This window comes from Cupriavidus sp. 05T41, from assembly GCF_056396525.1.
In genome coordinates, this window is record NZ_JBFTLQ010000003.1 from 137,781 (window position 1) to 161,829 (window position 24,049).

At 68.4% G+C, this 24,049-nt stretch carries 18 protein-coding genes; 7 read left to right on the forward strand and 11 right to left on the reverse strand.

The annotated features are described in order from the left end of the window. Positions 1–17: 17 nt before the first annotated feature. The 3 genes from AC1DKV_RS02855 to AC1DKV_RS02865 form a co-directional block, all read right to left on the reverse strand. Positions 18–1,007 carry a tripartite tricarboxylate transporter substrate binding protein gene (locus AC1DKV_RS02855; protein WP_477137432.1) on the reverse strand — a complete coding sequence of 330 codons (990 nt, stop codon included), beginning with the start codon at positions 1,005–1,007 and terminating at the stop codon, positions 18–20. Positions 1,008–1,077: 70 nt separating this feature from the next. Beyond that, positions 1,078–2,232: a CaiB/BaiF CoA transferase family protein gene (locus AC1DKV_RS02860; RefSeq protein ID WP_441613453.1), complete on the reverse strand. Its 1,155-nt coding sequence runs from the start codon at positions 2,230–2,232 to the stop codon at positions 1,078–1,080. A gap of 9 nt (positions 2,233–2,241) precedes the next feature. After that, positions 2,242–3,201: a hydroxymethylglutaryl-CoA lyase gene (locus AC1DKV_RS02865; protein ID WP_477137433.1), complete on the reverse strand. Its 960-nt coding sequence runs from the start codon at positions 3,199–3,201 to the stop codon at positions 2,242–2,244. A 235-nt stretch (positions 3,202–3,436) separates the two neighbouring features. Between AC1DKV_RS02865 and AC1DKV_RS02870 the strand changes: the two genes are divergently transcribed. Continuing rightward, positions 3,437–4,339, forward strand: a complete 903-nt coding sequence (locus AC1DKV_RS02870) for a LysR family transcriptional regulator (protein WP_477137434.1) — start codon at positions 3,437–3,439, stop codon at positions 4,337–4,339. A 117-nt stretch (positions 4,340–4,456) separates the two neighbouring features. Further along, positions 4,457–5,200: a DUF2076 domain-containing protein gene (locus AC1DKV_RS02875; protein ID WP_477137435.1), complete on the forward strand. Its 744-nt coding sequence runs from the start codon at positions 4,457–4,459 to the stop codon at positions 5,198–5,200. 76 nt (positions 5,201–5,276) lie between these two features. Here AC1DKV_RS02875 and AC1DKV_RS02880 read toward each other — a convergent pair whose 3' ends face one another. The 3 genes from AC1DKV_RS02880 to AC1DKV_RS02890 form a co-directional block, all read right to left on the reverse strand. Further along, positions 5,277–10,820, reverse strand: a complete 5,544-nt coding sequence (locus tag AC1DKV_RS02880; protein WP_477137436.1) for an AAA domain-containing protein — start codon at positions 10,818–10,820, stop codon at positions 5,277–5,279. Then, complete coding sequence (locus tag AC1DKV_RS02885) at positions 10,817–12,010, reverse strand: M48 family metalloprotease (protein ID WP_441613448.1); 1,194 nt, start codon at positions 12,008–12,010, stop codon at positions 10,817–10,819. Before AC1DKV_RS02885 ends, AC1DKV_RS02880 begins: the two co-directional genes overlap by 4 nt. Before the next feature lie 180 nt (positions 12,011–12,190). Then, positions 12,191–13,081, reverse strand: coding sequence for a LysR family transcriptional regulator (locus tag AC1DKV_RS02890; protein WP_477137437.1), 891 nt, complete (start codon positions 13,079–13,081; stop codon positions 12,191–12,193). A gap of 105 nt (positions 13,082–13,186) precedes the next feature. On the opposite strand from AC1DKV_RS02890, the gene AC1DKV_RS02895 reads away from it, so the two are divergent. The 4 genes from AC1DKV_RS02895 (at position 13,187) to AC1DKV_RS02910 (ending at position 18,194) form a co-directional block, all read left to right on the forward strand. Beyond that, positions 13,187–14,740, forward strand: a complete 1,554-nt coding sequence (locus AC1DKV_RS02895) for an AMP-binding protein (RefSeq protein WP_441643454.1) — start codon at positions 13,187–13,189, stop codon at positions 14,738–14,740. Between the two features lie 58 nt (positions 14,741–14,798). Continuing rightward, the gene (locus tag AC1DKV_RS02900) at positions 14,799–15,980 is read left to right on the forward strand and encodes an acyl-CoA dehydrogenase family protein (protein ID WP_477137438.1); all 1,182 of its coding nucleotides are present in this window, start codon (positions 14,799–14,801) and stop codon (positions 15,978–15,980) included. A 79-nt stretch (positions 15,981–16,059) separates the two neighbouring features. Continuing rightward, positions 16,060–17,043: a tripartite tricarboxylate transporter substrate binding protein gene (locus AC1DKV_RS02905; RefSeq protein ID WP_441613444.1), complete on the forward strand. Its 984-nt coding sequence runs from the start codon at positions 16,060–16,062 to the stop codon at positions 17,041–17,043. 23 nt (positions 17,044–17,066) lie between these two features. Further along, on the forward strand, positions 17,067–18,194 hold the full coding sequence (locus tag AC1DKV_RS02910) for a CaiB/BaiF CoA transferase family protein (protein ID WP_477137439.1): 1,128 nt from the start codon (positions 17,067–17,069) through the stop codon (positions 18,192–18,194). A 149-nt stretch (positions 18,195–18,343) separates the two neighbouring features. Here AC1DKV_RS02910 and AC1DKV_RS02915 read toward each other — a convergent pair whose 3' ends face one another. Next, positions 18,344–18,655 (reverse strand): putative quinol monooxygenase, encoded by a 312-nt coding sequence (locus AC1DKV_RS02915; RefSeq protein ID WP_441613442.1) that lies wholly within the window; start codon positions 18,653–18,655, stop codon positions 18,344–18,346. 109 nt (positions 18,656–18,764) lie between these two features. Between AC1DKV_RS02915 and AC1DKV_RS02920 the strand changes: the two genes are divergently transcribed. Continuing rightward, positions 18,765–19,721: a GlxA family transcriptional regulator gene (locus AC1DKV_RS02920; protein ID WP_441613440.1), complete on the forward strand. Its 957-nt coding sequence runs from the start codon at positions 18,765–18,767 to the stop codon at positions 19,719–19,721. A gap of 175 nt (positions 19,722–19,896) precedes the next feature. Here AC1DKV_RS02920 and AC1DKV_RS02925 read toward each other — a convergent pair whose 3' ends face one another. From AC1DKV_RS02925 to AC1DKV_RS02940, 4 genes are all read right to left on the reverse strand, one after another. Further along, a complete protein-coding gene (locus tag AC1DKV_RS02925) occupies positions 19,897–20,982 on the reverse strand; it encodes a phytoene/squalene synthase family protein (RefSeq protein ID WP_477137440.1) in 1,086 nt (361 codons plus the stop codon). A 93-nt stretch (positions 20,983–21,075) separates the two neighbouring features. Then, the gene (locus AC1DKV_RS02930) at positions 21,076–22,155 is read right to left on the reverse strand and encodes a M14 family metallopeptidase (RefSeq protein ID WP_441613438.1); all 1,080 of its coding nucleotides are present in this window, start codon (positions 22,153–22,155) and stop codon (positions 21,076–21,078) included. A 127-nt stretch (positions 22,156–22,282) separates the two neighbouring features. Further along, positions 22,283–23,089 carry a hypothetical protein gene (locus tag AC1DKV_RS02935; RefSeq protein ID WP_477137441.1) on the reverse strand — a complete coding sequence of 269 codons (807 nt, stop codon included), beginning with the start codon at positions 23,087–23,089 and terminating at the stop codon, positions 22,283–22,285. A 137-nt stretch (positions 23,090–23,226) separates the two neighbouring features. Continuing rightward, entirely contained in the window at positions 23,227–24,039 is an 813-nt protein-coding gene (locus tag AC1DKV_RS02940; protein ID WP_441613436.1) for a M55 family metallopeptidase, read from the reverse strand. Between the last annotated feature and the right edge of the window lie 10 nt (positions 24,040–24,049).

A 24,049-nucleotide genomic window follows, 5' to 3' on the forward strand; every position in this document is an offset into this window, starting at 1 on the left:
GCTCCCGCCCCGGTTCGTCACTCGCTKGTCACGTTGGCCCTCTTGACCAATGCCGCATAACGCGCCGCTTCGCTCTGGAAGAACTTGGCGGCCGCTTCCGKGGTGCCCGGATTGATCGTATTGCCCTGCTTCTTCATCGCATCCAGAACCTCCGGGCTGGTGAATGCCTTTGCAAACAGCGCCTGGATGCGCCTGGCCTCGGCGGGCGGCAGGCCTGCCGGGCCCACKACGGCAAACCATCCCTCGACGGCATAGTCCGGCAGGCCTTGTTCAGCGATGGTGGGGATCTCGGGCGCCGCGGGCGAACGCGTTGCGCCGCAGAGACCGATCGCGCGCAGCATGCCGCTCTTCAGGTGCGGTGCGACGGCATTGAGCGCCACCACGCCCATCTCCACCTGGCCGGCGATCAGGTCGGTGATCATCGGCCCGGTACCCTTGTAGGGAACGTGGCGGGCCTTGACGTGCGCCTCCTCGAGGAACATTTCGGCGGCGAGCTGGATGATGGTGCCATTGCCTGACGATGCATAGTTGAATGCATCCGGCCTGGCCTTCAACAGCGCAACGAGTTCCTGGACGTTCTTCGCMGGAACCTTGGGATTGACCACCAGCACCAGCGGCGTCGAGCCGATCACGCTGATCGGCGTGAAGTCCTTGATCGCATCGAACGGCATCTTCTTGTAGACGCTGGGGTTGATGACGTGGTTGTTGGAAACGAGTMCCAGCGTGCTGCCGTCGGGCGGGGCCTTGGCCACCGCGGCTGCGCCGGCTATGCCGCCCGCGCCGGGAATGTTCTCGATCACCACGGGCTGTCCGAGGTTCCTGCCCAGCGAGGGGCCGGCAGCGCGGGCGATGGCGTCCACGCCCGAGCCGGCGCTGATCGGCAGGATCAGGCGCACCGGCCGGCCGGTGCCTTCGGCCGCCGCCGKAGCGGCCGGGACGGCGAGCGCGAACGCCAGCGCCGGGATAGCGATGCCGAGTACTGCCCTGCGTGAAAGAAAGGGGGCCATGCTTGTCTCCAGATATTTTTCTGTTCTGATCMGTGCGGCTGCGGGAGCCGTCCGGCAAGGCGGAAGGATTTCAGCCAGGCGTGTGCGCACGCAGGGCGGAAAGGATTTCCTCGTTGTGCTCGCCGATGCCCGGCAAGGGCATGCGCACGCCCGGGCGCCGGCCATCCATCATGAGTGGCAACAGCACGACGTCGGTGGTGCCGCCATCCTCGGTCTGCATCGGCGCCAGTCCCCCGCTCGCCTTGAGGTGCGGATCGTCGAGAAGCTGTTCCGGACGCACGATGGGCGCATAGGGAATGCCGGCGGCTTCAAGCCTGGGCGTGAGTTCGTCCACGCGATGATGCTTGAGAATCTCGCCAAGCCGTGCCAGCAAGGCCGGCCGCACGGCCACGCGCATGGCGTTGGTGGCGAATGCAGGGTCGGCGGCGAGATCGGGCCGTTGCAGCACCTCGCACAGGTTGTTGAACTGCTTGTCGCTCACGGCGCCGATGAACAGCTGCTCGTCTGCGGCCAGCGTGAAGACATCGTAGACGCTCCATGCGGACACGCGGGACGGCATCGGCGGCGGCGGCTCGCCGGTCATCGAAAACTGCTGCATATGCTGGGACGACAGGAACACGCAATTCTCGAACAAGGCGCTCTGCACTTCCTGCCCCTTGCCGGTGCGCTCGCGCTCGCGCAGGGCGGCCAGCACGCCGATGGCGCCGAACATGCCACCCATGATGTCGTTGACCGAGGTGCCGGCGCGCAACGGGCGGCCCTTTGGCCCGGTCATGTAGGAAAGACCGCCCATCATCTGCACGACCTCGTCCAGGGCCAGCCGGTTCTCATAGGGACCGGGAAGAAAGCCCTTGTGGGAGACGTAGATCAGCCCGGGATACTTCGCCGAAAGCGTCGCATGGTCCAGCCCGCATTTGGCCATCAGGCCCGGGCGGAAATTCTCCAGCAGCACATCGCACTGGCCGGCCAGTTCTGCCGCCGTGGCCTGCCCCTGCGGGGTGGTGATATCGATGACGACGCTTTTCTTGTTGCGGTTGAACGAGCGGAAGAAACCGATACCCAGCCCGGGAAGGTTGCGCGTCTTGTCGCCGCCCGGCGGCTCGACCTTGATGACTTCGGCGCCGAGATCGGCCAGGATCATGCCGCAGGTCGGGCCCATCACCATATGGGTGAACTCGAGGACGCGGATGCCGGCAAGCGGCAAGGGGGAATGTTCAGTAGGCATGGGTCGCTCTCAGGCGGTCACGGCATCGGCAAGCGACGCGGAAAAGGTCTTGGGCAGGCCGGCGCGCCACAGGGTGCCGTGCAGGGTTTCACCGTCCAGCCAGCCGGCCACGCGCGCGCGCAGCGCAAGCAGCTTGCCGATATCGGCGCCGGTCGCGAATCCCATGCTCGCGAGCATGAAAGCCAGGTCTTCGGTGGCGACATTGCCGCTGGCGCCGGGGGCGTGCGGACAGCCGCCGATCCCGGCAAGGCAGGCATCAAAGCGCGTGACCCCGGCTTGCAGGGCGGCACAGACGTTGGCCAGGCCGAGGCCGCGCGTATCGTGGAAATGGCCGCACCAGAAGCGCTCGCCGGCAATGGCCCGGGCGCGCTCGAACAGGCTTCGCACCATGGCGGGATCGGCATAGCCGACCGTGTCCGCCAGGCTGACGCGGTCGGCGCCCGCATCCAGCAAGGCCTGCATCAGGCGCAGTACTTCTTCCGGGTCCACGCGGCCCTGTATCGTGCAGCCGAAGGCCGTGCCGACGCCACCTTCGATCAGCGTCCGGGAGCCGGCCGCGTCGCGCGCGGCGCGGATCCGGCCCACCTCGGCCACCACTTCGTCGGGCGTCTTGCGCAGGTTGGCCAGGCTATGCGCATGGCTGGCGGAAAGCGGCACCAGCATCAGGTCCGCGCCGCTGGCGATGGCGTTCTCGGCGCCGCGCAGGTTCGGCACCAGTACCGAGACGAACAATCCCGGCATGGACCTGGCGAAGTCCACCAGTTCCGCGGTATCGGCCAGTTGCGGCAGCAGCCTGGCCGGCACGAACGAGCCGACCTCGATCTCGCGCTGGCCAGCGGCGTAGGMAGCCTGGATCCATTCGCGCTTGGCGGAGGTAGGCAGGATGGTAGCGATGCTTTGAAGGCCGTCGCGCAGCCCCACCTCGCGGATCACCGCCTGGCGGGATGTGCTGTTGGTCGGTGTCGTCATGCGGTCTGTCTCCACAGGTGGCTCCGGGGTTCCGGCTCGATAGGCGAACTGTATGCCGTTCCCGACGAGGCCAGAAGCGGTATTGGAGCAGCACTAACGTTCCGGATCGGAATGTMTCCGCCTGAAAACGTCGGGATCAGCCATTCCACAACGCCGCAGGGATTCCCGAGCTGAGCAATGATGATGAGAATTTCGCGTAAGATTTCCACATCGGAAACTCTGGCAAGGCCTGCGGATGCGTGACCTGGACCTCACCTCGCTGCGCCTGTTCGCCGCCGTTTGCGAGACGCGCAATATGGCGCGCGCCGGCGAGCAGCAGCACATCGTGGCGTCGGCCATCAGCAAGCGGCTGGCGCAACTCGAAGACACCGTGGGCGTCACACTGTTCGAGCGGCGCCGGCGCGGCGTGATCCCGACCGCGGCCGGGGAGATCCTGCTCGAGCACGCGCGCGCCATGCTGGCGGCGGCCGATCGCGTGGAGCGCGACATGGCCGACCACGGCAAGGGCATCAAGGGCCAGGTCCGGCTGCTGGCCACCGTGTCGTGCATGGCCGAATCCCTGCCCGACGATATCGCGGGCTTCCTGCAGGTACCGGCGCACCGGGATATCCGCGTCACCATGGAAGAAAGCCTCAGCCGCGACATCGTCAGGTCCCTGCGCGAAGGCTCGGCATCGCTGGGGATCTGCTGGGATGCCGCGGACCTAGAAGGATTCCAGACCCGGCCCTACCGCACCGATGCCCTGGCGGCGATCGTCCATCCCTCGCATCCGCTGGCCAGCCGCGCGGATTGCACTTTCGCGCAGACGCTTGACTACGACCACATCGGCATGCCGGGGCAGACTGCGGTGCACACCATGCTGGCGCGCGCCGCGGCCATCATCGGCAAGCCGATGGCGTACCGGGTGGTGGTGTCCTCCTTCGATGCCACGCTTCGCTGCGTCCGCGCGAACCTTGGCCTTACCATCGTGCCGCGCGAGGTGGTCGAACCCGTTTCGGCCAGCTTTGGCGTGCAGGTGATCCMGCTCACCGATGCGTGGGCGCAGCGGCGTTTTGCGATCTGCTTTCGCGACGAGGCGAGCCTGTCGCCGGCGGCACGATTGCTGGTGGACTTCCTGATAGCAAGAGCCGCATCCTGACAGGGGCCCGCCAGCCTGGCAAAACCCCGCAATCACGCCGGGGCCGGTCTTTTAAGTCTCGCTTAAGTCTCGGCCMCTAGACTGACAACACTCAAGACAACCCGGACAGGTGGTGCCATGACCCCCCAAGAGATGCAGGCGCTGGAAGGCTTCCTGGCGCAGTTGACCCAGGCCCGAGCAGGCGCAAAGGACCCCCAGGCAGAGGCGCTCATCGCCGATGCCGTCGCCAGGCAACCGGATGCCGCGTACCTGCTGGTACAGCGCGCCATCCTGCTTGACCATGCGCTGATCGCGGCAAAGGCCCAGATCTCTACGCTGCAGGCGCAGTTGCAGATGGCGCAGGCCAGCGGCTCCAGCCGCTTCCTCGCCCAGGAGAACGCCTGGGGAAGCAGCGCCAATGCCKTCAACAATTTCGGCAATGTCGGCAATGTCGGCAATGTCGATCCGGCCGCGGCGCGCCCGGTGATGCCGGCCCCGTCGGGCATGCCTGTCTCCGTATCGCCACCGGCCCAGCCGGTACAGGTGCAGGCACAGCCTCCCCGGCCCGGCTTTCTGGGCGGCGGCCTGGGAAGCACGCTGGGCGGCATCGCAACCACGGCCGCCGGCGTAGCCGGAGGCGCGTTCCTGTTCCAGGGCATCGAGAACCTGTTCCATCGCAATAGCGGGAACGGGAGCGGGAGCGGCTTTCTCGGGCAGCCCGCCGCGGGCGCGCTGCCGGCCGAGTCGACCGTGGTCAACAACTACTACGGGAATGACGACCGCTCGTCGGGCGATGCCCTTGATGCGGGGCTGAGTCGCGGCCTGCCGGATGACGGCGCGGGCAGTGACGACTTCCTGGACGACGACATATTCAATGCCTGACGCGCCCGTCCCGGCGTGAGCGGGGCCGGCGGCTCATGGCCATGCCTCGCATGGCCATGGGCCGCGGCGCCGGGCCCTACTCTTCCTCGTAGCCCTTTCTCAGTTTCTCGTCGACCAGCTTGTCCATTTCACGCCGGGCCCTCTCGTGCGTGTCGAACACCTTCAGGACAGACTGGCCATTCGTGCCGATACGGCCATAGCTCACCGTCATTTCCATTGCGCTCACCGAGATGCGCCAGAACTTCCTCGAGCTGMCTTGCTCGAAGCGAAACCGACGGACCAGGGACGTAGCGGATGCGCCGGGTCCGGCAGCCTCGCCAGGCAGCGCCGGCGAGACCCGGGCGGGATCCGGCGCGCCTGCGCCACCGGGGGACGGCGGGCCGTCGTCCGCTTCGGCATCCGGCGGCGCCTCTTCTTCCTCCCCGACAGTGCCGGCGAGACTGGCCTCGATGCGCGACAGCACGGCTTCCGGATCGCGTATCCAGTCCTTGCCCGGTATGTCGATCACGCGCCAGCCGAAATTGCGCAGGATGGTCGGCCGGAACACGTAGCGCTCCCGCGCGTCGGGCACCTCGGCATCGGGCGCGTCCAGCAGGATCGCCAGCGCATAGTGCCCGCCGGTCGCATCKGCAATGGCCAGGTCGCACCGGAAGCGCGATCGCCCCACATGCTCATGCACGTCGTGCCCGCGCGCGCGCAGCGCCGCCGCGATGGCGCGGCGAACCGGATCCTCCGGGGCCGCCCGGGTAAAAGCGCCCTTGGCGCCKGGATTGAGCCCGCCCAGCACCAGCTGCGAGCGCTCCGACTCGCCATGCGCGCTGGCGTGGGCGAACTGCAGGAACGCGCGCAGCGCCGCGGCGCCATCGTTATGCACGTTGGTGATCGCCTCGGCATGGATGGTCGAGACCACGGCCATGCGGTGGCGGGCCCGGCTGAAGATGACATTGAGCCGTTTCTCGCCGCCGCGCTGGTTGATCGGGCCGAAGTTCATCAGCATCTTCCCGTCCGGCCCCGGGGCATAGCAGATGCTCAGGATGATGATGTCGCGCTCGTCGCCCTGTACGTTTTCCAGGTTCTTCACGAACAGGCCGTTGAACTGGTCCTCGTCCTCGCGCACATATTCACGCTCCAGCCGCATCGCGAAATCCGCATCCTCCAGCGCCAGCACTTCCAGCGCTGCCTCGATTTCGCCCTGCTGGGCTTCCGAGAAGGCCACGATGCCGATGCTCAGGCCAGTCCCGCGCCGCAGGAGCTCGCGCACCATGGCGGCGATGTAGCGTGCTTCCGGCACATTGCGCCGCTGCGCGTAGACGCCGTCGTCGATACGATGAAAACTGACCGGGCGCGCCATCACATGGTCCACGCCGGCAATGACCGGGTCCCCGGCATCGAAGCGGGCATCGGCCGGCGCCTGGCCGGCCTGCTCCAGCATGCGGTCGGGAATGGTGACCAGGCGCCCCTCGTAGAAAGCCGCATTGGAGAAGCTGATCAGCGTTTCGTGCCGGCTGCGATAGTGCCAGGCCAAAAGGGTCGCGGGCAGGTTGCGCGCCGCCTGGTTCAGCAGGCTGTCGGCATCCAGGCTGATGGCGATCCGCTCGCCCTCTTCCTGGACGATKATCTCGTCCGCGTCCTCCGCGCCGGCAGCCGAGAAGAAGCTGGTCGGGGGCAGCTGCATCTCGTCGCCCACGACAACCACCTGCGACGCGCGGCTCAGCGCCGGCACGGCTTCCTCGGTGGGGATCTGGCTTGCCTCGTCGAAGATCACCACGTCGAACAGATCCGGCGAGAGCGGCAGCGTATCCGACACCGAGAGCGGGCTCATCAGCCAGATCGGCTTCAGGTCGTTGATCACCAGGCCGGTTTCGTCGTCGGACAGGTCGCGGATGGAGCGGTAGCGCATGCTCTTGCCGAACTCGTGCTCCAGCTYCCGGCGGCCGGTGGCATAGCGTTTCTTGAATTCCTTTCCGGCCGGATCGAGCTGGGTGGCCGACAGCGACGACTGCCGCACGTGCTCGCTGAACTGGCGATGCAAGGTCGCCCGCACCTGGCGTGCGTTCTGCTCGAGCACGCTCTTCTCGCCGTGGGCCACGCCGCGCGCCGCCGCAGCCAGTGCCGCGCCGTCGAAGCGGGCCAGCTCCGGCGCTTGCCGCTCCAGGCGTTTGAGCGCCTCGTCGGCCACCAGCGCCTCCAGCTCGGCCGGTGCGTAAGGCAGGGTCTGCAGCGCCCCGGCGTATGCCGCGCCGGCGGCGTGCGTGGCGCGCAAGAGCGGCAGCAGGTCCGGCAGTTCCTCCAGATCTTCGCGCAGGTCGCGCAACAGCTCGGCCAGGTCGTCCAGGGTGGCCGCATCGGCAACGGCGAGGCCCGCGCGCACGCGCTGGGCCAGCTTTTCCAGGGCTTGCTGCATCGATGCTTCGGCCTGCGCGGCCACGACCGGGTCGACGGCATTGCGCAAGTGCCCGGCCAGGCGACGGCTGATGCCGGACGAGGCGACGCGTTGCCGCAGCTCGTCCAGCGCCTGCAGGAACGATGGCATGGAGGGTACGCCGTAGCGGGCATGGAAGGCAGCGTCCGCCTGCGCKAGCGCCGCGGCGGCGGCCTGCTCCGCCGCCAGTGCTGCGAGCACCTTGGCATAGCCGGGGTGGATCGCATGGCGCGAGAAATCATAGCGGCGCTTGAGCTCCGCGCGCAGCCGCCACCACGCCGGCTGCAGCCAGCGCATCAGGGAGCCCTCGTGCCTGCGGACCAGGTCCAGCGCCGAAGCCGTGTCGTCCGGGCTCAGCTTGTCGCGCCACTGCGTGGTCGCGGTGGCAKCCTGGGCAAGCGCCGCGGTCTTCTGCTCGAGCTGCGCGCGCGCGCCTGCCAGCTCCGTGGCCGCCGGCGAGCCTGCATCCAGCAGGACCAGGTGGCCGGCCAGGTGATGGTCGAGCAGCCATCGGCTTTCCTGCGCAATGGCCAATGCATCCGTCAGCGAGGTGCCGCCGTCCGCCAGGCGGGCGGTATCGTCGAGCACCGCATCCAGCTGGTCGAACAGGGCTTCGCACTCATCCACCAGTTGCCTGGCCCGCCCGAAGGCGCGCTCATCATCGAGCAATCCGCGCGCAAGCCGGGCAAACGGATGCTCGGCCAGGCTGCGTACGCCAAAGCGCTCCACCAGGCTGCGATGCAGGCGCTGGGCCAGGTCCCGGTGCTTGGTCCAGGTGGCCATGGACGGCAGCAGCTCGCGCTGCGCCTGGTCGGGCGCGGCCGGGGCCGGCGGCAATTCGGCCAGGCGGCGCACCAGCGACCGGATCGTGGTGCCCAGCGACGCTGGCAGGTCCGCCATCGCTTGTTCGAAACGTTCGATGCGCGCCTGCTGCCGTTCCAGCGTGGCCAGGGTCTCGTTGCGCTGGTCCCGCAGCCGTTCGCTGTCGTGCGGCTGCGCGATCCAGCGCTCGTAGCAGGCGCGCAGATCGGTGACGAATGCCTTCTTGTCGGTCTGCGAATCGTGGATCAGGCAACACAGCTCGCCCAGCCCGCTCTGTTTCAGGCGATGGAAGACCACATCCAGCGCGGCGCGCTTTTCGCAGACGAACAGGACACGCAGCCCGCGCCCCGCGTAGTCCGCAATCAGGTTCGTGATGGTCTGCGACTTGCCCGTGCCGGGCGGCCCCTGGATGATGAAGCTGCGCTGGCTGCGGGCCAGGCTGACGGCGGCGTTCTGCGTCGCGTCGGAAGGCACCACGTTCCACTGGTCGCGGATGGCGATCGGCGCCACCGCCCCGGTGTCGACTTCCCGCGGCTCGATCGAGAACACCCGGTMGAATGCCGGATTGCTGGCTTGCTCCTCCAGMAACTGCGAATAATCGCGCACCAGCGACATCTTCCGATAGTTGAAGTTCGCCAGCGTCACCTGGGTCAGGTCCAGGTCCCACGCATAGCGGTGCCCCTCGGACTCCTGCAGCGCGTAGCCGACCTGTTCGGTTTCTGCTGCCTCTGCTGCCCCTGCGGCCTCTTCCGCCGGCGGCGCTTCCGCCATGCGGGCATGGCGCGGCCCCGCCACCGGCATGGCGCCGGCCTGGAAACGCTGCGGCAAGGGGCTCGGCCGCACCAGCGACTCGAACAGCGCCTGCCCCAGCGGACGGTAGTCCTGCGGGTCATAGCTGTAGTCGGGCAGGCTGGCCAGCCCCGCGCGCGGCGCGCGGCTTGCGCCGCGCCGGCGCTGGAACTGCTGCATGCGCTGCATGGCTTTCTGGCGCACCAGMCTGATGGCTGGCTTTTCMAGCAGGCGCAGCTCCACCGAGGGCTCCGACTGCCGGATCTGGGCCAGGATGTCCGCGTGCACCTGCGCKATCGTGGTCTTCTGCAGGTCGACGGTGGCGGGCAGCCGGATATCGTAGAGCTGGCGCAGGTAGTGTCGCAGGACCGGGTTGAACTCTGCCTCGGCGTCCTCGCACTGGATCACGTACTGGTCGCGCACGCCCTTCCTGCGGGTGAGCTCGACCGGCATCCACAACAGCGGCGTGGTGATGCGTTCTTCAGGCGCCTCCTTGAGGTTGTGCCAGCGCAGGAACGCCACCACCAGCCGCAGATTGCCGAAGCCGTACTCGGCGCGGTCGCGCCGGGTTTCCTGGATCAGGCGGTCGAGCGCTACCGGCAGGTAGGGCTGGTCCTCGAAGCGCAGCCAGTGATGCAGGTTCACCGCGCTGCCGGAGGCAACGTCGGCGGCGAAGGGGCCGCCCCAGGTGCAGATATGCTCCGCCCGGATGCTCTCGACCTGGAGCATCATCGGCACGCTCGCCACGGTGAGGTTCACGGTGGCCACGCCGGGCCGGAAATGCAGCAGGCGGTTGCGGCGCGAGAGATCGAAGAGGCGATCGCGCAGATGCGACAGGACCGCGGTGCGGCGCGGCGCCAGGCCCGTCGCCCCGGCCAGCGCGCGCTCGATGTCCAGCGCGGCCGGCTGGTCGCGCCACGCCTGGAGCCTGCGCGCCAGGCCCGACAGGTCGGTGGCGCGCTCGTGGCGGTTAAGCGCCGTCATCTCCACGATGACGCTGGCCACCACCGGATTGAGCCGGTCGTTGAGCTGGAACAGGTTGCGCCGGTGCGCGGCGAACCGCTCCACATCGTGCGCATCGTCGAAGTCCAGGCCGCACGCCAGGCATGCCAGCATCAGCCCCAGGCGGAAGATGTCGGTGATCTCGTCGTGGTGGCCGACCATGATCTCCCAGCTCGCCAGGCCCGGCAGGTAGACCGGACGCGAAATGGGCGCTTCGAGGTCCGGCTGCACATCGAGATCGGCAATCTTCTCGCCGGTGCCGGCGTCCGAGGACTTGCGCAACTCCCCGACGATATTGAGCGCCGAGCCGGGCTGCGGCTGYACGCGATGCACGGCGCCGATGTCCATCCTCGGCCGCTCGCCGCCCGGCTGCCGCAGCTGCAGCGCGCCGGACTCGCCCAGGACGACCGAACCCGCGTCCAGCGTCGCCACCCTGCCTTCGGCATGGAGCCTCGCGACCTCCCCGAACAAGGGAAGCACCAGCACCAGCACATCGTCCGTGGTCAGGGCGGCGCCGTCCTKCGCATCCACCAGGGACCGGAACGAGCTGGGCTCGCCTGTTGCTGCATCTGCCACGTCATTCATGCGTCTGTTGCCTTCGCCAGTTGCTTGTTCAGCCTGTCCAGGTCGCGCTTGCCGAAACGGGCATCGCGCTTGAGGTTGAGCTGCAGTGCCTCGAGGGTGCCCAGCGTGCGCGCGGTCCGCGCGGCATGCAGCAGCGCGGCATCGCGGATATCCGGATCCACCAGGGCGACGTCGAGCATCAGCGCATTCAGGTAGTGGCGCACGCTGTCATCCACCTGCGCGCTCTCGAAGGCGGACAATGCCGCCGGCGCCTCGGTGGCCGACCAGTCGGGGAACAGCGCGCGCACCTGGTTGGCCACCGCCTCGGTACGCAATGCGCCATCGGCCAGGAAGTGAGTGAGAAAGCCCCGCGTGAGCGCCGCCAGCCTGAGCTGGCCCGGCAGGTCGAGCCTGTCMAGCGCCAGCGGCCCCTGCAGCCTGCGCTCCAGCCATGCGTTCAGGTCCCCCGCGCCCTGCCACCACAGGTCGAGCGCCCGCGCCCGGATAAAGGTCTCCGGATGCGTTGCCGCCGCGGTCGCGCCGGCGTCGGCGGCGTCGACCTCGCTGGCCTGCCGCAGATACGCGGCGGCATCGGCGCTGGCAATGCCGGTGTGTACCTTGACCAGCGTGGACACKGCCGGGGCGACCGCGCCCGCCGCCACCGCACCGCCACGATCGGCGAACAGCTCGGTATGCAGGTAGTAGCGCCGCGCGGTCTCGTGGTGGCTCGCCGCGGAGGCCGCGGCCGCCATCGCATCGTTGAGGATGCGCTCGGCGGTGTGGAAGGCGCCCTCGTCGCATGACCAGAGCAGGTAGTGGGACAGTTCATGGCCGAACAGGGCCAGCAATTCTTCCTGCGTCAGGTGTTCGAGCACCGGCCCTTGCAGGATCACATGGACTTCGCCCGGCACGAACAACAGCGAGGCATTCATCTGCTGCCCGCCCGACTGGTAGATGCTGGCCGGCGCGGAGATCCCGAGCCGCTGCATCACCAGGCCGAGCGCTGCGTGCACCTCCGGATGCGCCGCGGCATCGAGACGGTAGGTATCGCGCAACAGGTGCGCACGGACCTCGGCCACATGCTCGTCCCGCACCTTGAAGGAACTCGCCCACGCCCACACATCGGGCTCCTGGCTTTTCAGGTAGTCAACCACGGCCAGGTGATAGGGAAGCGGGACCAGTGCACTGGCGTCCGGCAAAGCTGAATCCATCCCGTCGATTTCCTTATAGCCAAGTCTGGCGCGGCCTGCCGCATCGTCATTCAACGGCAAGGGGCCTGCGCCTCAAGCCACGAAGATACCCGATCCGCTGCCATGACAAAAGCGGGGCCGGCGCCGCTGCCCGCCGCGGTCTGCCCCGCGCCATCATCAACACGGTCATCAGCACCCCCATCAACGGCTGCGCTCMGCCAGCAAGGCGCTCATCCGCTGCGCAAGCGGCGAGACATAAGCGCCAGCCCGGGTGATCACGCCCACGCGCCGGCGCAGGTCCAGTTCCTCGACGCCCACGTCCAGCGCATGCAGTCCGTTCAGCATGGCCTCGTCCCCCCCGCCCGATATGCTCAGCATGCGCGTGCCGCGCATCAGGTGGAACAGCGACGCGCTGCCGAAGTCCGTTTCGATCCGCAGGTTCGGCCCGGCGAGTCCGCGCTCGCGGAAGGCCGCGTCGACCAGCTGCCGCAATACGATATGCGGCTCCGGCAGCAGCCACTCCTCGCGGGCCAGGTCCGCCAGCGTCAGCTTGCGGCGGCGCTGCAGCGGGTGGGCTTCGTCGGCCACCACGACGAGCCGGTCGTCGAACAGTTCCTGTACCGCGAACTCGCTCGCGCGCTGCATGGGTACCGGCGCGACGGCCAGGTCCAGTTCGCCTGCGATGAGAAGGTCCATCAGCYCCCGCGCAAGACGGCGGCGCAGGCGCAGCTTCGCCACCGGCCGTTCCCTGACGAGTTGCCGGCAGGCTTCCAGCACGAGCGCATTGGGCATGGAGGGCGAATAGCCCAGGCGCAGGATGCCCTGCTCGCCCGTGCGTACCCCCTGCATTTCCTTGATCGCATCGTCGTACTCCAGGCGGATCCGGCGCGCGCGCTCCATGAATTGCACGCCGGCCTGCGTCGGGACCATGCCGTTGGCGGTGCGCTCGAACAGGGGCAGGCCGATCTGCGCCTCCACCCGCTGCACGGCCTTGCTCAGGGCCGGCTGGCTGATGCCCAGCGTTTCCGCGGCGCGCCCGATGCCGCCGTGGGCACTGACGGCCAGCACGTACTCCAGATCCCTTGTCTCCATCTCGGCATTCCAGTTGGTTATGACTTTATAGCCAACGCAGCATTGTAGTGATGCCTCTCATCTTACAGACTGTGCTCAAGAACTACTACGACTACGGAGACACCGATGAGCTTCGCTTTCTTCCTTCGCCGTGCCGCACGGTATTGGGGCGACAACGCCGCCGTGCTGTACCAGGACCGCGTGCTGACCTACCGCCAGCTCGACGAGCGCTCGACCCGCCTGGCCAACGCGCTGCTGGGCCTTGGCCTGGCCCGGGGCGACCGTGTGGCGGTCCAGTCGCGCAACCGCACCGAACTGGTCGAGATCGAATGCGCCTTGTACAAGGCCGGACTCGTCAAGGCGGCACTGAACCCGCGCTTCACCGCGGCCGAGGCATCCGACGTCGTGGAGAACTGCACGCCGCGCGTTCTGCTCGCCGGACCGGGCTACACAGGCTACTCGCCCGCCACGGCGGGCTTCGGCTCGGTCGAGACCTTCATTTCGATCGGCGGCCACGCCGCCGGCTATGGCGACTACGAGTCGCTCCTGGCCGCCGGCGGCACGACCGCACCGGAGATCGCGCCGGCCCCTGGCGACCTCGCCGTGCTGCATTTTTCCTCCGGCTCCACCGGCAAGATCAAGGCCGCCATGCAGAGCTACGGCAACCGCCTGGCGGCGCTGCGCAAGATGCTGCTCGGCATGGACAAGCCGGCGCGGCCGGGCGACCGCCTGGCTTTGATCGGGCCGGTCACCCATGCCTCGGGCATGCTGATGCAGCCCTACCTGTATGCCGGCGCGACGCTGGTGCTGTTCGACAAGTTCGAGCCCGCGCATTTCCTTGCCGAGGTCGCCAGGCTGCGCATCACCCATGTGTTCATGGTGCCGGCCATGATCAATATGCTGCTKGCGGAGCCGACGCTGGCCAGCGCCGATCTGGGCAGCCTCAAGACGCTGGCCTATGGCGCGGCGCCCATGGCGCCGGCGCGTATCCGCGAAGCGTGGGAGCGCATCGGCCCGGTCCTGTCGCAGGGCTACGGCGCCAGCGAATCCACCTCCGGCGTGACGCGGCTGTCGACCGCCGACCATGCGGATGCGCTGGCGCGCCGCCCGCAGCGGCTGGCCTCCTGCGGGCGCGCGCTCGGGGAAACGGAGGTGCGGGTCGTCGACGACCACGGCCAGGAAGTGGCCGGTGACGAGATCGGTGAGCTGATCATCCGTGGCGAAGACGTCTTCCAGGGCTACTGGGGCGAGCCGGAGCTGAGCCGCGAAACCCTGGTCGACGGCTGGCTGCGCACCGGCGACCTCGCCCGCGTCGACGAGGAAGGCTATATCTACCTGGTCGACCGCAAGAAAGACATGATCATCTCCGGCGGCTTCAACGTGTACCCGACCGAGGTCGAGGCGGCCCTGTACCTGCACCCGGACGTGCTGGAAGCCTGCGTGATCAGCGTACCCGACGACACCTGGGGCGAGAGCGTCAAGGCGGTGGTGACGCTCAGGCCCGGCCGGCAGGCAAGCGCGGCCGACCTCATCGCCCATTGCCGCGCGCGCATCGCCGACTACAAGTCGCCGCGCTCCGTCGACTTCGTTGGCGAGCTGCCCAAGAACGCCAGCGGCAAGCTGGCCCGCAAGCTGGTGCGTGAACAGTACTGGCAGGGTGTCGCCCGCCGCGTCAATTAGCCAACCGGTCAACCAGTCAATTCGTCAACCAGTCAATGCGACATCCAAGGAGAACGGCATGTTCGATAACCTGAGCAACCCCGTGCTGGCCGAGACCCGCGCCGGCATCCGCCGCTATATCGAAGAGGAATTGCTGCCGCTCGAGAAGGAACTCGGGCTCGGCTCCGAAGACGCCTGGCCGAAGGAGGTGCTGCGCGGCGTCTGGCGCCGCTCCAGCGAGCTGGGACTCTATGCGGCCTGCCTGCCCGCCGAACTGGGCGGCAAGGGCCTGAACATCGCCGAGCAGTGCGCGCTCAAGGMGGACCTCGCCGTCAGCGGCGCCGTGCTGGCACCGCATGTGCTGGGAGACCTGGGCGGCCCGCCGCGCGTGGGCAATATGCTCAAGTACGCGACGCCCGCGCAACTGGCGCGCTACTTCCAGCCGGTGATCCGCGGCGAGAAATCAACCTGCTTCGCGCTCACCGAGCCGCATTCGGGTTCGGACGCGCAGAGCATCACCACGAGCGCCGTCGCCGATGGCGACGAGCTGGTCATCAACGGCCACAAGCACTACATCAGCGGCGCGCCGTTTGCCGATTTCGCCATCGTCATGTGCGTCACCGACGCGGCCGCCTCGCCGCCGGCGATCACCGCCGTGCTGGTCGACCTGGACCTGCCCGGCGTCACGGTCAATACCGACTACGTGCCGATGTCGGGCCAGCATATCGACGCCGATATCCGCTTCGAGAACGTGCGGGTGCCGCGCGCCAACATCTTCGGCGGCGAGGGCAACGGCTTCAAGCTCGGCATGTCGCGCATCAATGTCAACCGGCTGCTGCACTGCCCCACCATGCTGGGGCTGGCGACCAAGGTCTATGCATCGTCGGTGGAGTACGCCGGCAGGCGCCGCCAGTTCGGCGGGCCCATCGCGCGATTCCAGGCGATCCAGCACATGCTGGCCGACATGGCGGCCGCGCTGTGGGCCTGCGAAAGCATGATCGCGCAGACCGCCATGCTGGCCGATGGCGGCGCCGACCTGCGCATGAAGGCTGCGGCGTGCAAGCTGTTTGTCTCGGAGCGCTGCTTCGAGGTGGCCGACAAGGCGGTGCAGATCCACGGCAACGTAGGCGTGACGCGCGGCCACCCGGTCGAGCAGGCCTACCGCAAGCTGCGCATGTTCCGGATCTTTACCGGCACCAGCGAGATCCAGCGCAACACCATCGCCCGCGCGATCCTCGAACCCATGCAGGCGAAGGCTTGAGCGGGCCCGCTGCCCGGCAAGACCGCTGTTTGACAAAGACCGGCGCAGGAATACTGCGCAAGTTGCACGGAGACCACCCATGAACCGCCGATCCTGGCTTGCCACCGCAAGCGCGGCTGCCCTGAGCACCATCTGGACGCCGGCGCGATCCGCCGCGCCCTACCCCAGCCGCCCCATCCGGCTGATMGTACCGTTCCTGGCGGGCAGCGCGCCCGACAATATCGCGCGGACCCTGTCGGTGGAGCTCGGCTCGCAACTGGGCCAGCCGCTGGTCGTCGAGAACATGCCCGGCGCCGGCGGCGTGATCGGCGCGCTGGCATTGAAGCGCGCCGCCGCGGACGGGTACACGCTGGGCATTCTGGCGAATTCGCACGTCATCAACGTGCATATGTACCGCAGCATGCCCTATGACCCCGCGCGCGACTTCACGTCGATMGCCGCGCTTTCCGGCGGCCCGACCGCGCTCGTGGTGCCCGCCGATGCGCCCTACAAGACGGCCGCCGAGCTGTTCGCGGCAATGAAGCGCGCCCCCGGCAAGCTCAACTACGGTTCGGGCGGCAAGGGGAGCATCGCGCATCTGGCGGTCGAGGCGCTGCTGCACCAGACCGGCACCGAGGCGGTCCATATCCCGTACAAGGGCGCCACCGAGATCATCACCGCCATGCTCGGCGGCCAGACCCAATTCGGCATGCCGGTACTGAGCACGGCCACGCAGTATCTGCGCAACGGGCAGATCCGCGCGCTGGCGGTCTCGTCGGCCGCGCGCTCGGTGTATTTCCCGGCGATACCCACGCTCGCCGAGGCCTTGCCGCCCGGCGTGGTCATCGACAACTGGAGCGGCCTGTTCGCGCCTGCGCATTTCCCCGCCGAGCTGACCCAGCGGCTGTTCACGGCCGTCACCGCATTGCAGGCCGGCGGGCGCCTCGACGCACAGCTCAAGGCCAACGCGGGGGAGCTGCGCCGCAGCGCTTCGCCCGCCCAGTTCAACGGCATGGTGACTGCCGATACCACCCGCTACGGCAAGCTGATCCAGTCGATCGGCATGAGCGGCGATCTCAGCTGAAGCACATGGGAGCAAACCAGATCATGAAACCAKAGTGGTCCTGCCTGAAGGACGTCAAGATCRTCGATATCAGCCAGCTGCTGCCGGGCCCCCACGCCACCAGCCTGCTCATGCAGCTTGGCGCCGACGTCATCAAGGTCGAGCAGCCTGGCGTGGGCGATACCTCCCGCCAGCTCGGCCCTGCCGTGTATGCCCAGTTCAACCGCGGCAAGCGCTCCCACGCGCTCGACCTGAAATCCGCCGGAGGGCGCGCCGCGTTCCTGGAGCTGGTGCGCAATGCGGATGCCGTAGTGGAAGGATTCCGCCCCGGCGTGATGCAACGGCTCGGCCTGGGCTATGACGCCCTCGCCGAAGTCAATCCGGCCATCGTGCTGTGCTCCATCTCGGGATTCGGCCAGACCGGGCCCTACGCGGACCACGCCGGCCACGACCTGAACTACCTCGCGCTGGCCGGCTACTGGTCGGTGCCGGTGCAGGTCGAGGACAAGGTGTCCCGGCCGCGCGCCCGCATCTCCGACTACGCCGCCTCCGGCTACGCGGCGCTGGCCCTGGCCGTGGCCGTGATGAGCGCGCGGCAGCATGGGCGCGGGCAGCATCTGGATGTGTCCATCCACGACGCCGTCCTGTCCTGGACAGCCCATGGCGCATGGGCGGCACGCGACTACGAGGCACAGCCCCACGCATCGCCGACCGTCATGCCCGAGAACGACATCTTCGCCACACGCGATGGCCGCCATCTCGCCATGGGCATTCTCGAGAACAAGTTCTGGCTGAACCTGTGCGACGCACTCGGCGCGGCGTTTCCGGCCCTGCTCGACAGCCGTTTCGCTTCGCGCCCCGGGCGCCAGCAGCACAAGCAGGAAGTGCATGGATTGCTCGCCGGCATCTTCCTGGCCAGGACCCTGGCAGAGTGGACCGAAGTGTTCGGCTCGCTCGATATTCCCTTCTCCCCCGCACTGGGCGCGCGCGAGTTGTTTGCCGACCCCCACGTGCAGGCGCGCAATATGATCCGCCCCCTGCCAGGGGAAGACGCCATCACGCTGGGCTTCCCGGTCAGGTTCTCGCTGGGCTTGCCGGCCAGCGACGATCGCGTGGCGGCGCTGGGCGAGCACAACGCCGCGCACGGCGGCGAGGGCACACCACAGGCCTAGGGTTGCGCTGCGGGAGCGGCGGGTGCTTCAAGAACGGCTGCAACCGCCCTCCGGTGGCTTTGTCGCGGTGTTGCCCGGATCGTGCAAGGCAACGGTCATGCCCCCGGCCGGACCGGCGCAGCGCGACGCCGCTCCGGCCACGCTGGCGGTCAGCTTGCCGCGGCCCGGTTCTTCAGTCCCAGCACGTCGATGGGCTCGATGGAGGGGGCCTTGGCCAGCAGCGTATCGGCGTTCGCCATCAGGGCCTGGGCGATGGGTCCGTCCAAGTGCGCCTGGCGGGCCTCTTCGGTTTCGAAGGCATCGAAGATGCCGAAGGTCGTGGGCGACAGCCGCAGGGCAAACCAGATCGGCGTGGCCGCTTCCTGGTTGGCCATCGAGAGGCCGGCCGCGAGAAAATCGGCGACCGCCTGCTCCTTGCCCGGCCTGGCTTCGAGGCGGACGAAAAATGCATGCTTGATCATCTTGGTACTCCTGTCGGTGGATGGGTAGTGCCGCGCGGTGATGCCACTTTACAAGCTTGCGTTGCGCGCCAATACTGTCTCGATTGACAACTTTGATATCGATCCTGCCATGCGGATTGCCGTTCTCGTGCTGGAAGGCGTGTTCGATACCGGACTTGCCACCGTGCTCGACGCCCTGACCACCGCCAACCAGCTGGCGCAGGCGACCGGTGTGCAGACGCCGGGATTCGACATCACCCTGGTCGGCGTGCGCCCCACCGTGCACAGCGGACTCGGGATGCAGGTGCCGGTGCGGCCCGCCGCCGAGGCGCCCGCGCCGGACTGGGTGATCGTGCCTGCGCTGGGCGCCAAGATGCCCGATGCGCTGGTGCCCGCGCTCGGCCGTGACGACGTGGCCGACGCGCTGGCCTTGCTGCGCACCTGGGCGAGCGGCGGCGCGCGCATGGCCGCGGCATGTATCGGCACCTTCGTGCTGGCGGAAAGCGGATTGCTGGACGGACACGAGGCGACCACCACCTGGTGGCTGACACCGCTGTTCCGACAGCGCTACCCCGCCGTGCGCCTGGACGCCCATCGCATCGTGGTGCCGAGCGGCGCCGTGCTGACCGCCGGCGCGGCGCTGAGCCATGTCGATCTGGCGTTGTGGCTGATCCGGCAGAACAGCCCCGAGCTGGCGGCGCTGGTGGCCAGCTACCTGGTGGTGGATTCGCGCACGTCACAGTCCGCCTACATCATCGCCGACCACCTCGCGCACGCCGATCCGCTGGTGGAGCGCTTCGACCGCTGGGTGCGCGAGCGGCTCGATACGGCGATCATCCTCGACGAGGCGGCCGGTGCGCTGGCCATCAGCAAGCGCACCCTGTCGCGGCGCCTGTTCGACGTGCTGGGCAAGACCCCGGTCGAGTACATCCAGGACCTGCGCATCGAGCGCGCGGTACACCTGCTGAAAACGAGCAAGCACAGCGTGGACCGCGTCGCCGAGCAGGTGGGCTACGCCAGCGGTGTCACGCTGCGGACGCTGCTGCGCCGGCGGCTGGGCAAGGGCATCCGGGAGTTGCGGGCATAAGCGGCCAGCGCCGGCGTGCGCCGTACCTCCCGCGATGGATCTCGAAACCAGAAAACTGCCTTGCGGGCGGCGCCTCTTATCCGGCGCGTGGCGGCTGCCTACACTCCAGCCATCGCAAACAGCGTCAGCAAGGAGTGCTCACCATGTCGATCCGCAAGCTCGCCATCGTTCGATTTCAGGATGGCGCAGTGAGCGACGCAGGCTGGCGGGCCAGCGCCATGCGCGCCTCCACCCGCTTMATCAGGTGCTCCACCCACCCGCGCACCAGCGTATCCGACGCGACCGCCGGCAGCGAGCCGGCGATCACCCGGTACACCTTCTTGCGCCCGATCTTGGAGACCTTCGCCGGGTCCAGCCACTCGGGGTTGTCGACCAGCAGCAGCAACGTCTCAAGACCGATGACGATCGGCCAGATGCAAGCCAGCCGCAGGCGGACCGCCGACCCGGGAATCGCGAGCGTGTAGTCGAGCGCCGCGCGGTAGTGCTGCAGCGTCAGTTGCAGCAGATCAAACAGTAGCGGCCGCGCGCGCAGGGAATTGCCCGCCTGCAGCAGATCCTGCGGACTCAGGCCGTGCCGCTMCAGCGCCACCGCCGGGAGATAGCAGCGGCCGATGCGCAGGTCCTTGCCGCAGTCCCGCAGGACATTGGTCATCTGCAGTGCCTTGCCGAAGCGCACGCCCCGCTCGAGCATGGTCCCGGATTCACCCTTGAGGACGCCCGGCATGTGGGCGTAGGTCATCGTGGTCCAGAACTCGCCGACGCATCCGGCGACCAGGTAGGTGTACCGGTCCAGCTCCTCCATCTCCCGCAGTGCGACGATGCGGCCGGAGGATTCGTCAGGGAAGGTGCGCAGGTCGAATTCCATGCCGGAAGTCAGGGTCGACACGATTCCGCGCACGGCCTGCCGGTCCGACTCGCCGAGCTGGGGCAGGATCGCCAGCGCGGGACCGAGCGATTCGAGCAGGAGCTTCTCGTCGGACTGCTGCTGTTGGCCGGCGACCTCCTCCGTCATGCGGCGCATGAGCGCCGGATCGCCGGCGGCGCCGTTGACCTGGTCGCGAAAGGACAGCAGCAGGGCCAGCCGTTGCGCCGGCGGGATCAGCGATGTGTCTGCAATCGTGTCGGCGGCGCGCGCCAGCAGGTACGCCAGGCCGATGGGATCGCGCATCCCGGCCGGGAGAATGCGCAGCGTGAGATAGAAGGAACGCGATACGCCCTTCAGCAGCGGGCCCAGAAGAAAGGCCCGGGTTGGATTTGGCATGGACGGGGATGCGGCGGTGCCGGCAGATTTGGCTCCGCCGAATTGTATACGGCAAGCGCGCACCAACGGCGCACGCTTGCCGCTGGCGCGCCCCTACCAGCCGGCCAGGGCCTTGACGGCAGCCTCGCGCACCTGTTCCACCACGCCTTCGCGCCAGTCGTCGGCGTCGCCGTAGAAGGCGTGCCACATTGCCTGGCGGATCAGGTTGCGCTGGCCTTCGTCCGCTTCCGGATGCACGTGCAGCCAGTGGTCGCCGCGCAGCGCATCGAGGACTTCGCTCACCGGCAGGGTGCCGAATTCCAGGGCGATGCCGTTGTAGTCGAGCGCCGGCAGGGTCTGCGGCACGGCGAGCCACGCCATGCCGTTGAGATTGGGCGAAGCCGACGTGCCGTCGTAGATGGAGGTGACGTTGCTGCCCCAGATGCCACGCGCCTTCGCCAGCGGCTCGGCCTTGTCCGGCCCCATGTAGATGGGTTCGCCGTAGCCCCAGGGCCCCAGGCCGGTATGGATGTCGAGCCAGCGCAGCGCCTCGCGGCCGGCGCCAAAGCGCGCCAGGACGCGGCGCAGGGTGTAGTTGCTCCAGGTGGCCTTGCTGCCGCCGAAGAACAGGCCCTCCGGCGCGTGATACTGGCCCGCGCTCACGGCGGCCTGGTACCAGGGCAGGCCCTTCTCGGCCACGGTCTTCATCAGCGCGGCCTGGTCGCTCTCGGACGGCGGCCAGTGCCCGGGCAGCAGCATCGGTGCCACCTCGGCATAGGGCGCGTTCTCGGGCAGCGGCCCGGTGAAATCCATGAAATTGCGGTTGAGGTCGACGTTGTCCTCGTTGACACGCCGCATATGCGAGAAACCGTAGGGATTGACGGCGTGCACCATCAGCAACGCCACGCCGGCATCGGCGAAATCCCGGAGCAGGTCCGCATCGCCGAGCAGCGCGACCTGCGCGCCGGAGCCGCAATACCCCTCCACGCCGTGCATGCCCGAAGTGACCATGAGGAAGCGCCGGGCCTCGGCATCGCCCACCCAGGCGACATCCATGGCGAGCTCCTCGTCCGCGCAGCCACGCTTGGTGGGATGCGGGAAATCCGTCAGCGCGGCGCCGGCCGAGCGGGCGACCTCGCGGAATTTCTGCCTGGCTTCGGCATAACTGCGGGAAAAGCTGGTATGCAGGGACATGACAGCGGATTTCGCGCCTGGCGAGAAGTGTGGGGGGTGCCGCTATTAAACGCCAACTCGGCGGCTATTGCCATCAGGGCAGGCATCCCGGGCCATGCGCGAGGCCGCGGCCAGCCCGGCTGGCGGGCTAGCCCTTGTCCGCGCGGGCCTTGTCCGGTCGAGCCTTGTCCTGGCCGGCCTCGCGCAACAGCGGCGAGCGGAAGGCGTGCGGATGCAATTCGATGCCCGCCGCGGCAATCTGTGCTGCCGACAGCACCAGGTGGCGCGCCAGCCAGTCATGGATGCTGCGCAGGAAGCGCTGCTGCTCCAGGCGGTTGGATTCGCGGATCACGCGCTCGAGCTTGACGTGCGCGGTGTACACATCCAGCAGGTTCACGCTCTTGAGCTTGGGCGGCGTGGTAGCGCTGCGCTCGATGGCGAGGATGCGCCTGACCTGGGCCTCGGGCAGCTCGCCGGCCTCCAGGTAGGCCTGGTAGACCTCCTCCAGTGCCGGGAAGCGCACCGTAGGCTRCACGCGGGGCACGCCGGCCACCTTTTCCATGCGCAGCACGAGATAGCGGAGGGCCTCCGCGCGGCGCCTGGCGGCGTCGGCGGCAGCGTCACGCTTGCCACCGGGGCGGCGCGCCCGGGCCGCGACCGGAGCGGTCAGCTMGAATTCATCCGCCGACGGCGGCGTCGCCGCGGGCACCGGCGAGCCGGCGTCGCGCTCGGTGTAGTCGGGCACCAGGTCGAGCAAGCCCGGCTCGGCCAGCACGGCGCGCGCGCAGTCCTCGCCAAACGGGTGCTCGTGCCCCTGCGCGTCGCGCAGGATATACGCCTGCCCGTTGCCGAAGCCGTGATGCCGGGCGCGCCCCACATGCTGGTGGCAACGCGTGGCCGGGTCGACGAAATCCTTGCGTACGGGGGTCCAGCTTTCGCTGTTGACTGCGGTCATGAATCAGCGCTTGCCTGCCGGCGCGCGGCGCGGTGGAATGTTGCGTAACGGCCCGGCTGGTCGCACCTGGCTCCGGGACCTGGCCATGCGGCCAGGCCGCCATTGTCCACCATCGCGCCCCGCCGGGCCAGCGCGCCCTACTTCAACATGAACGACATCGCCGACAGGCAGTTGAGCATGCGCACCGCCGCCTGTACCGAGGCGGCTTCGAACACCAGCGTCACGCCGTCCACGCGTTCGAGCGTGGGCCACTGGCAAAAGAGGTCGGCGTAGGCCGGGCTCTGCGTCTGCAGGCGGCATTGCACCGGGCCGGGAATGCGCAGTGGCCGGCCGCCGGCTTCGCGCACCGACTGCTGGACCGCCGCAGCGATGGCTTCGCGCGACGCCCCGGGCGACAGCGTGTTGCCGCTGCCGTGGCCGCCGGCTTCCTTGGTGCGCACGTAGCGTACCCAGGGCATCAGGGGACGCGTTTCCTCGACGAAGACATCGTCGCCGCTGGCCATCAGCACGGGTACGCCGAACTCGCCGGCCAGCGCGCCGTACAAACCGGCCTCGCCCATTTCCTGGCCGGCCAGCCAGATGCGGGCGAAGGCACTGCTGTTGATGGTGTGGGCCAGGATGCCGCGGCTCTGGGCGCGGCCGTGGTAGCCGATCATGCACACGCCGTCGCAGCCCTGCACGCCGGCCATCATGCCGAGATAGCGCGGCTTGCCGAGCACCAGGCGGGCGCGCGGGTCGAGCTGGTCGGGCAGCAGGTTGCGAAAGCCCCCGTGCGAGTCGTTGACCAGTACCTCGGTGGCGCCACCKGCAAAGGCGCCCTGCACCGCGGCGTTGGCCTCGGCGGTCATCCACGCGCGGGCGCGTTCGTATTCGCCATTGCCGGCGCGGACCTGCTCGGCGTGGAAGACGCCGGCGACGCCTTCGATATCGGTGGAGATCAGGATCTTCATCGCGGTCTGG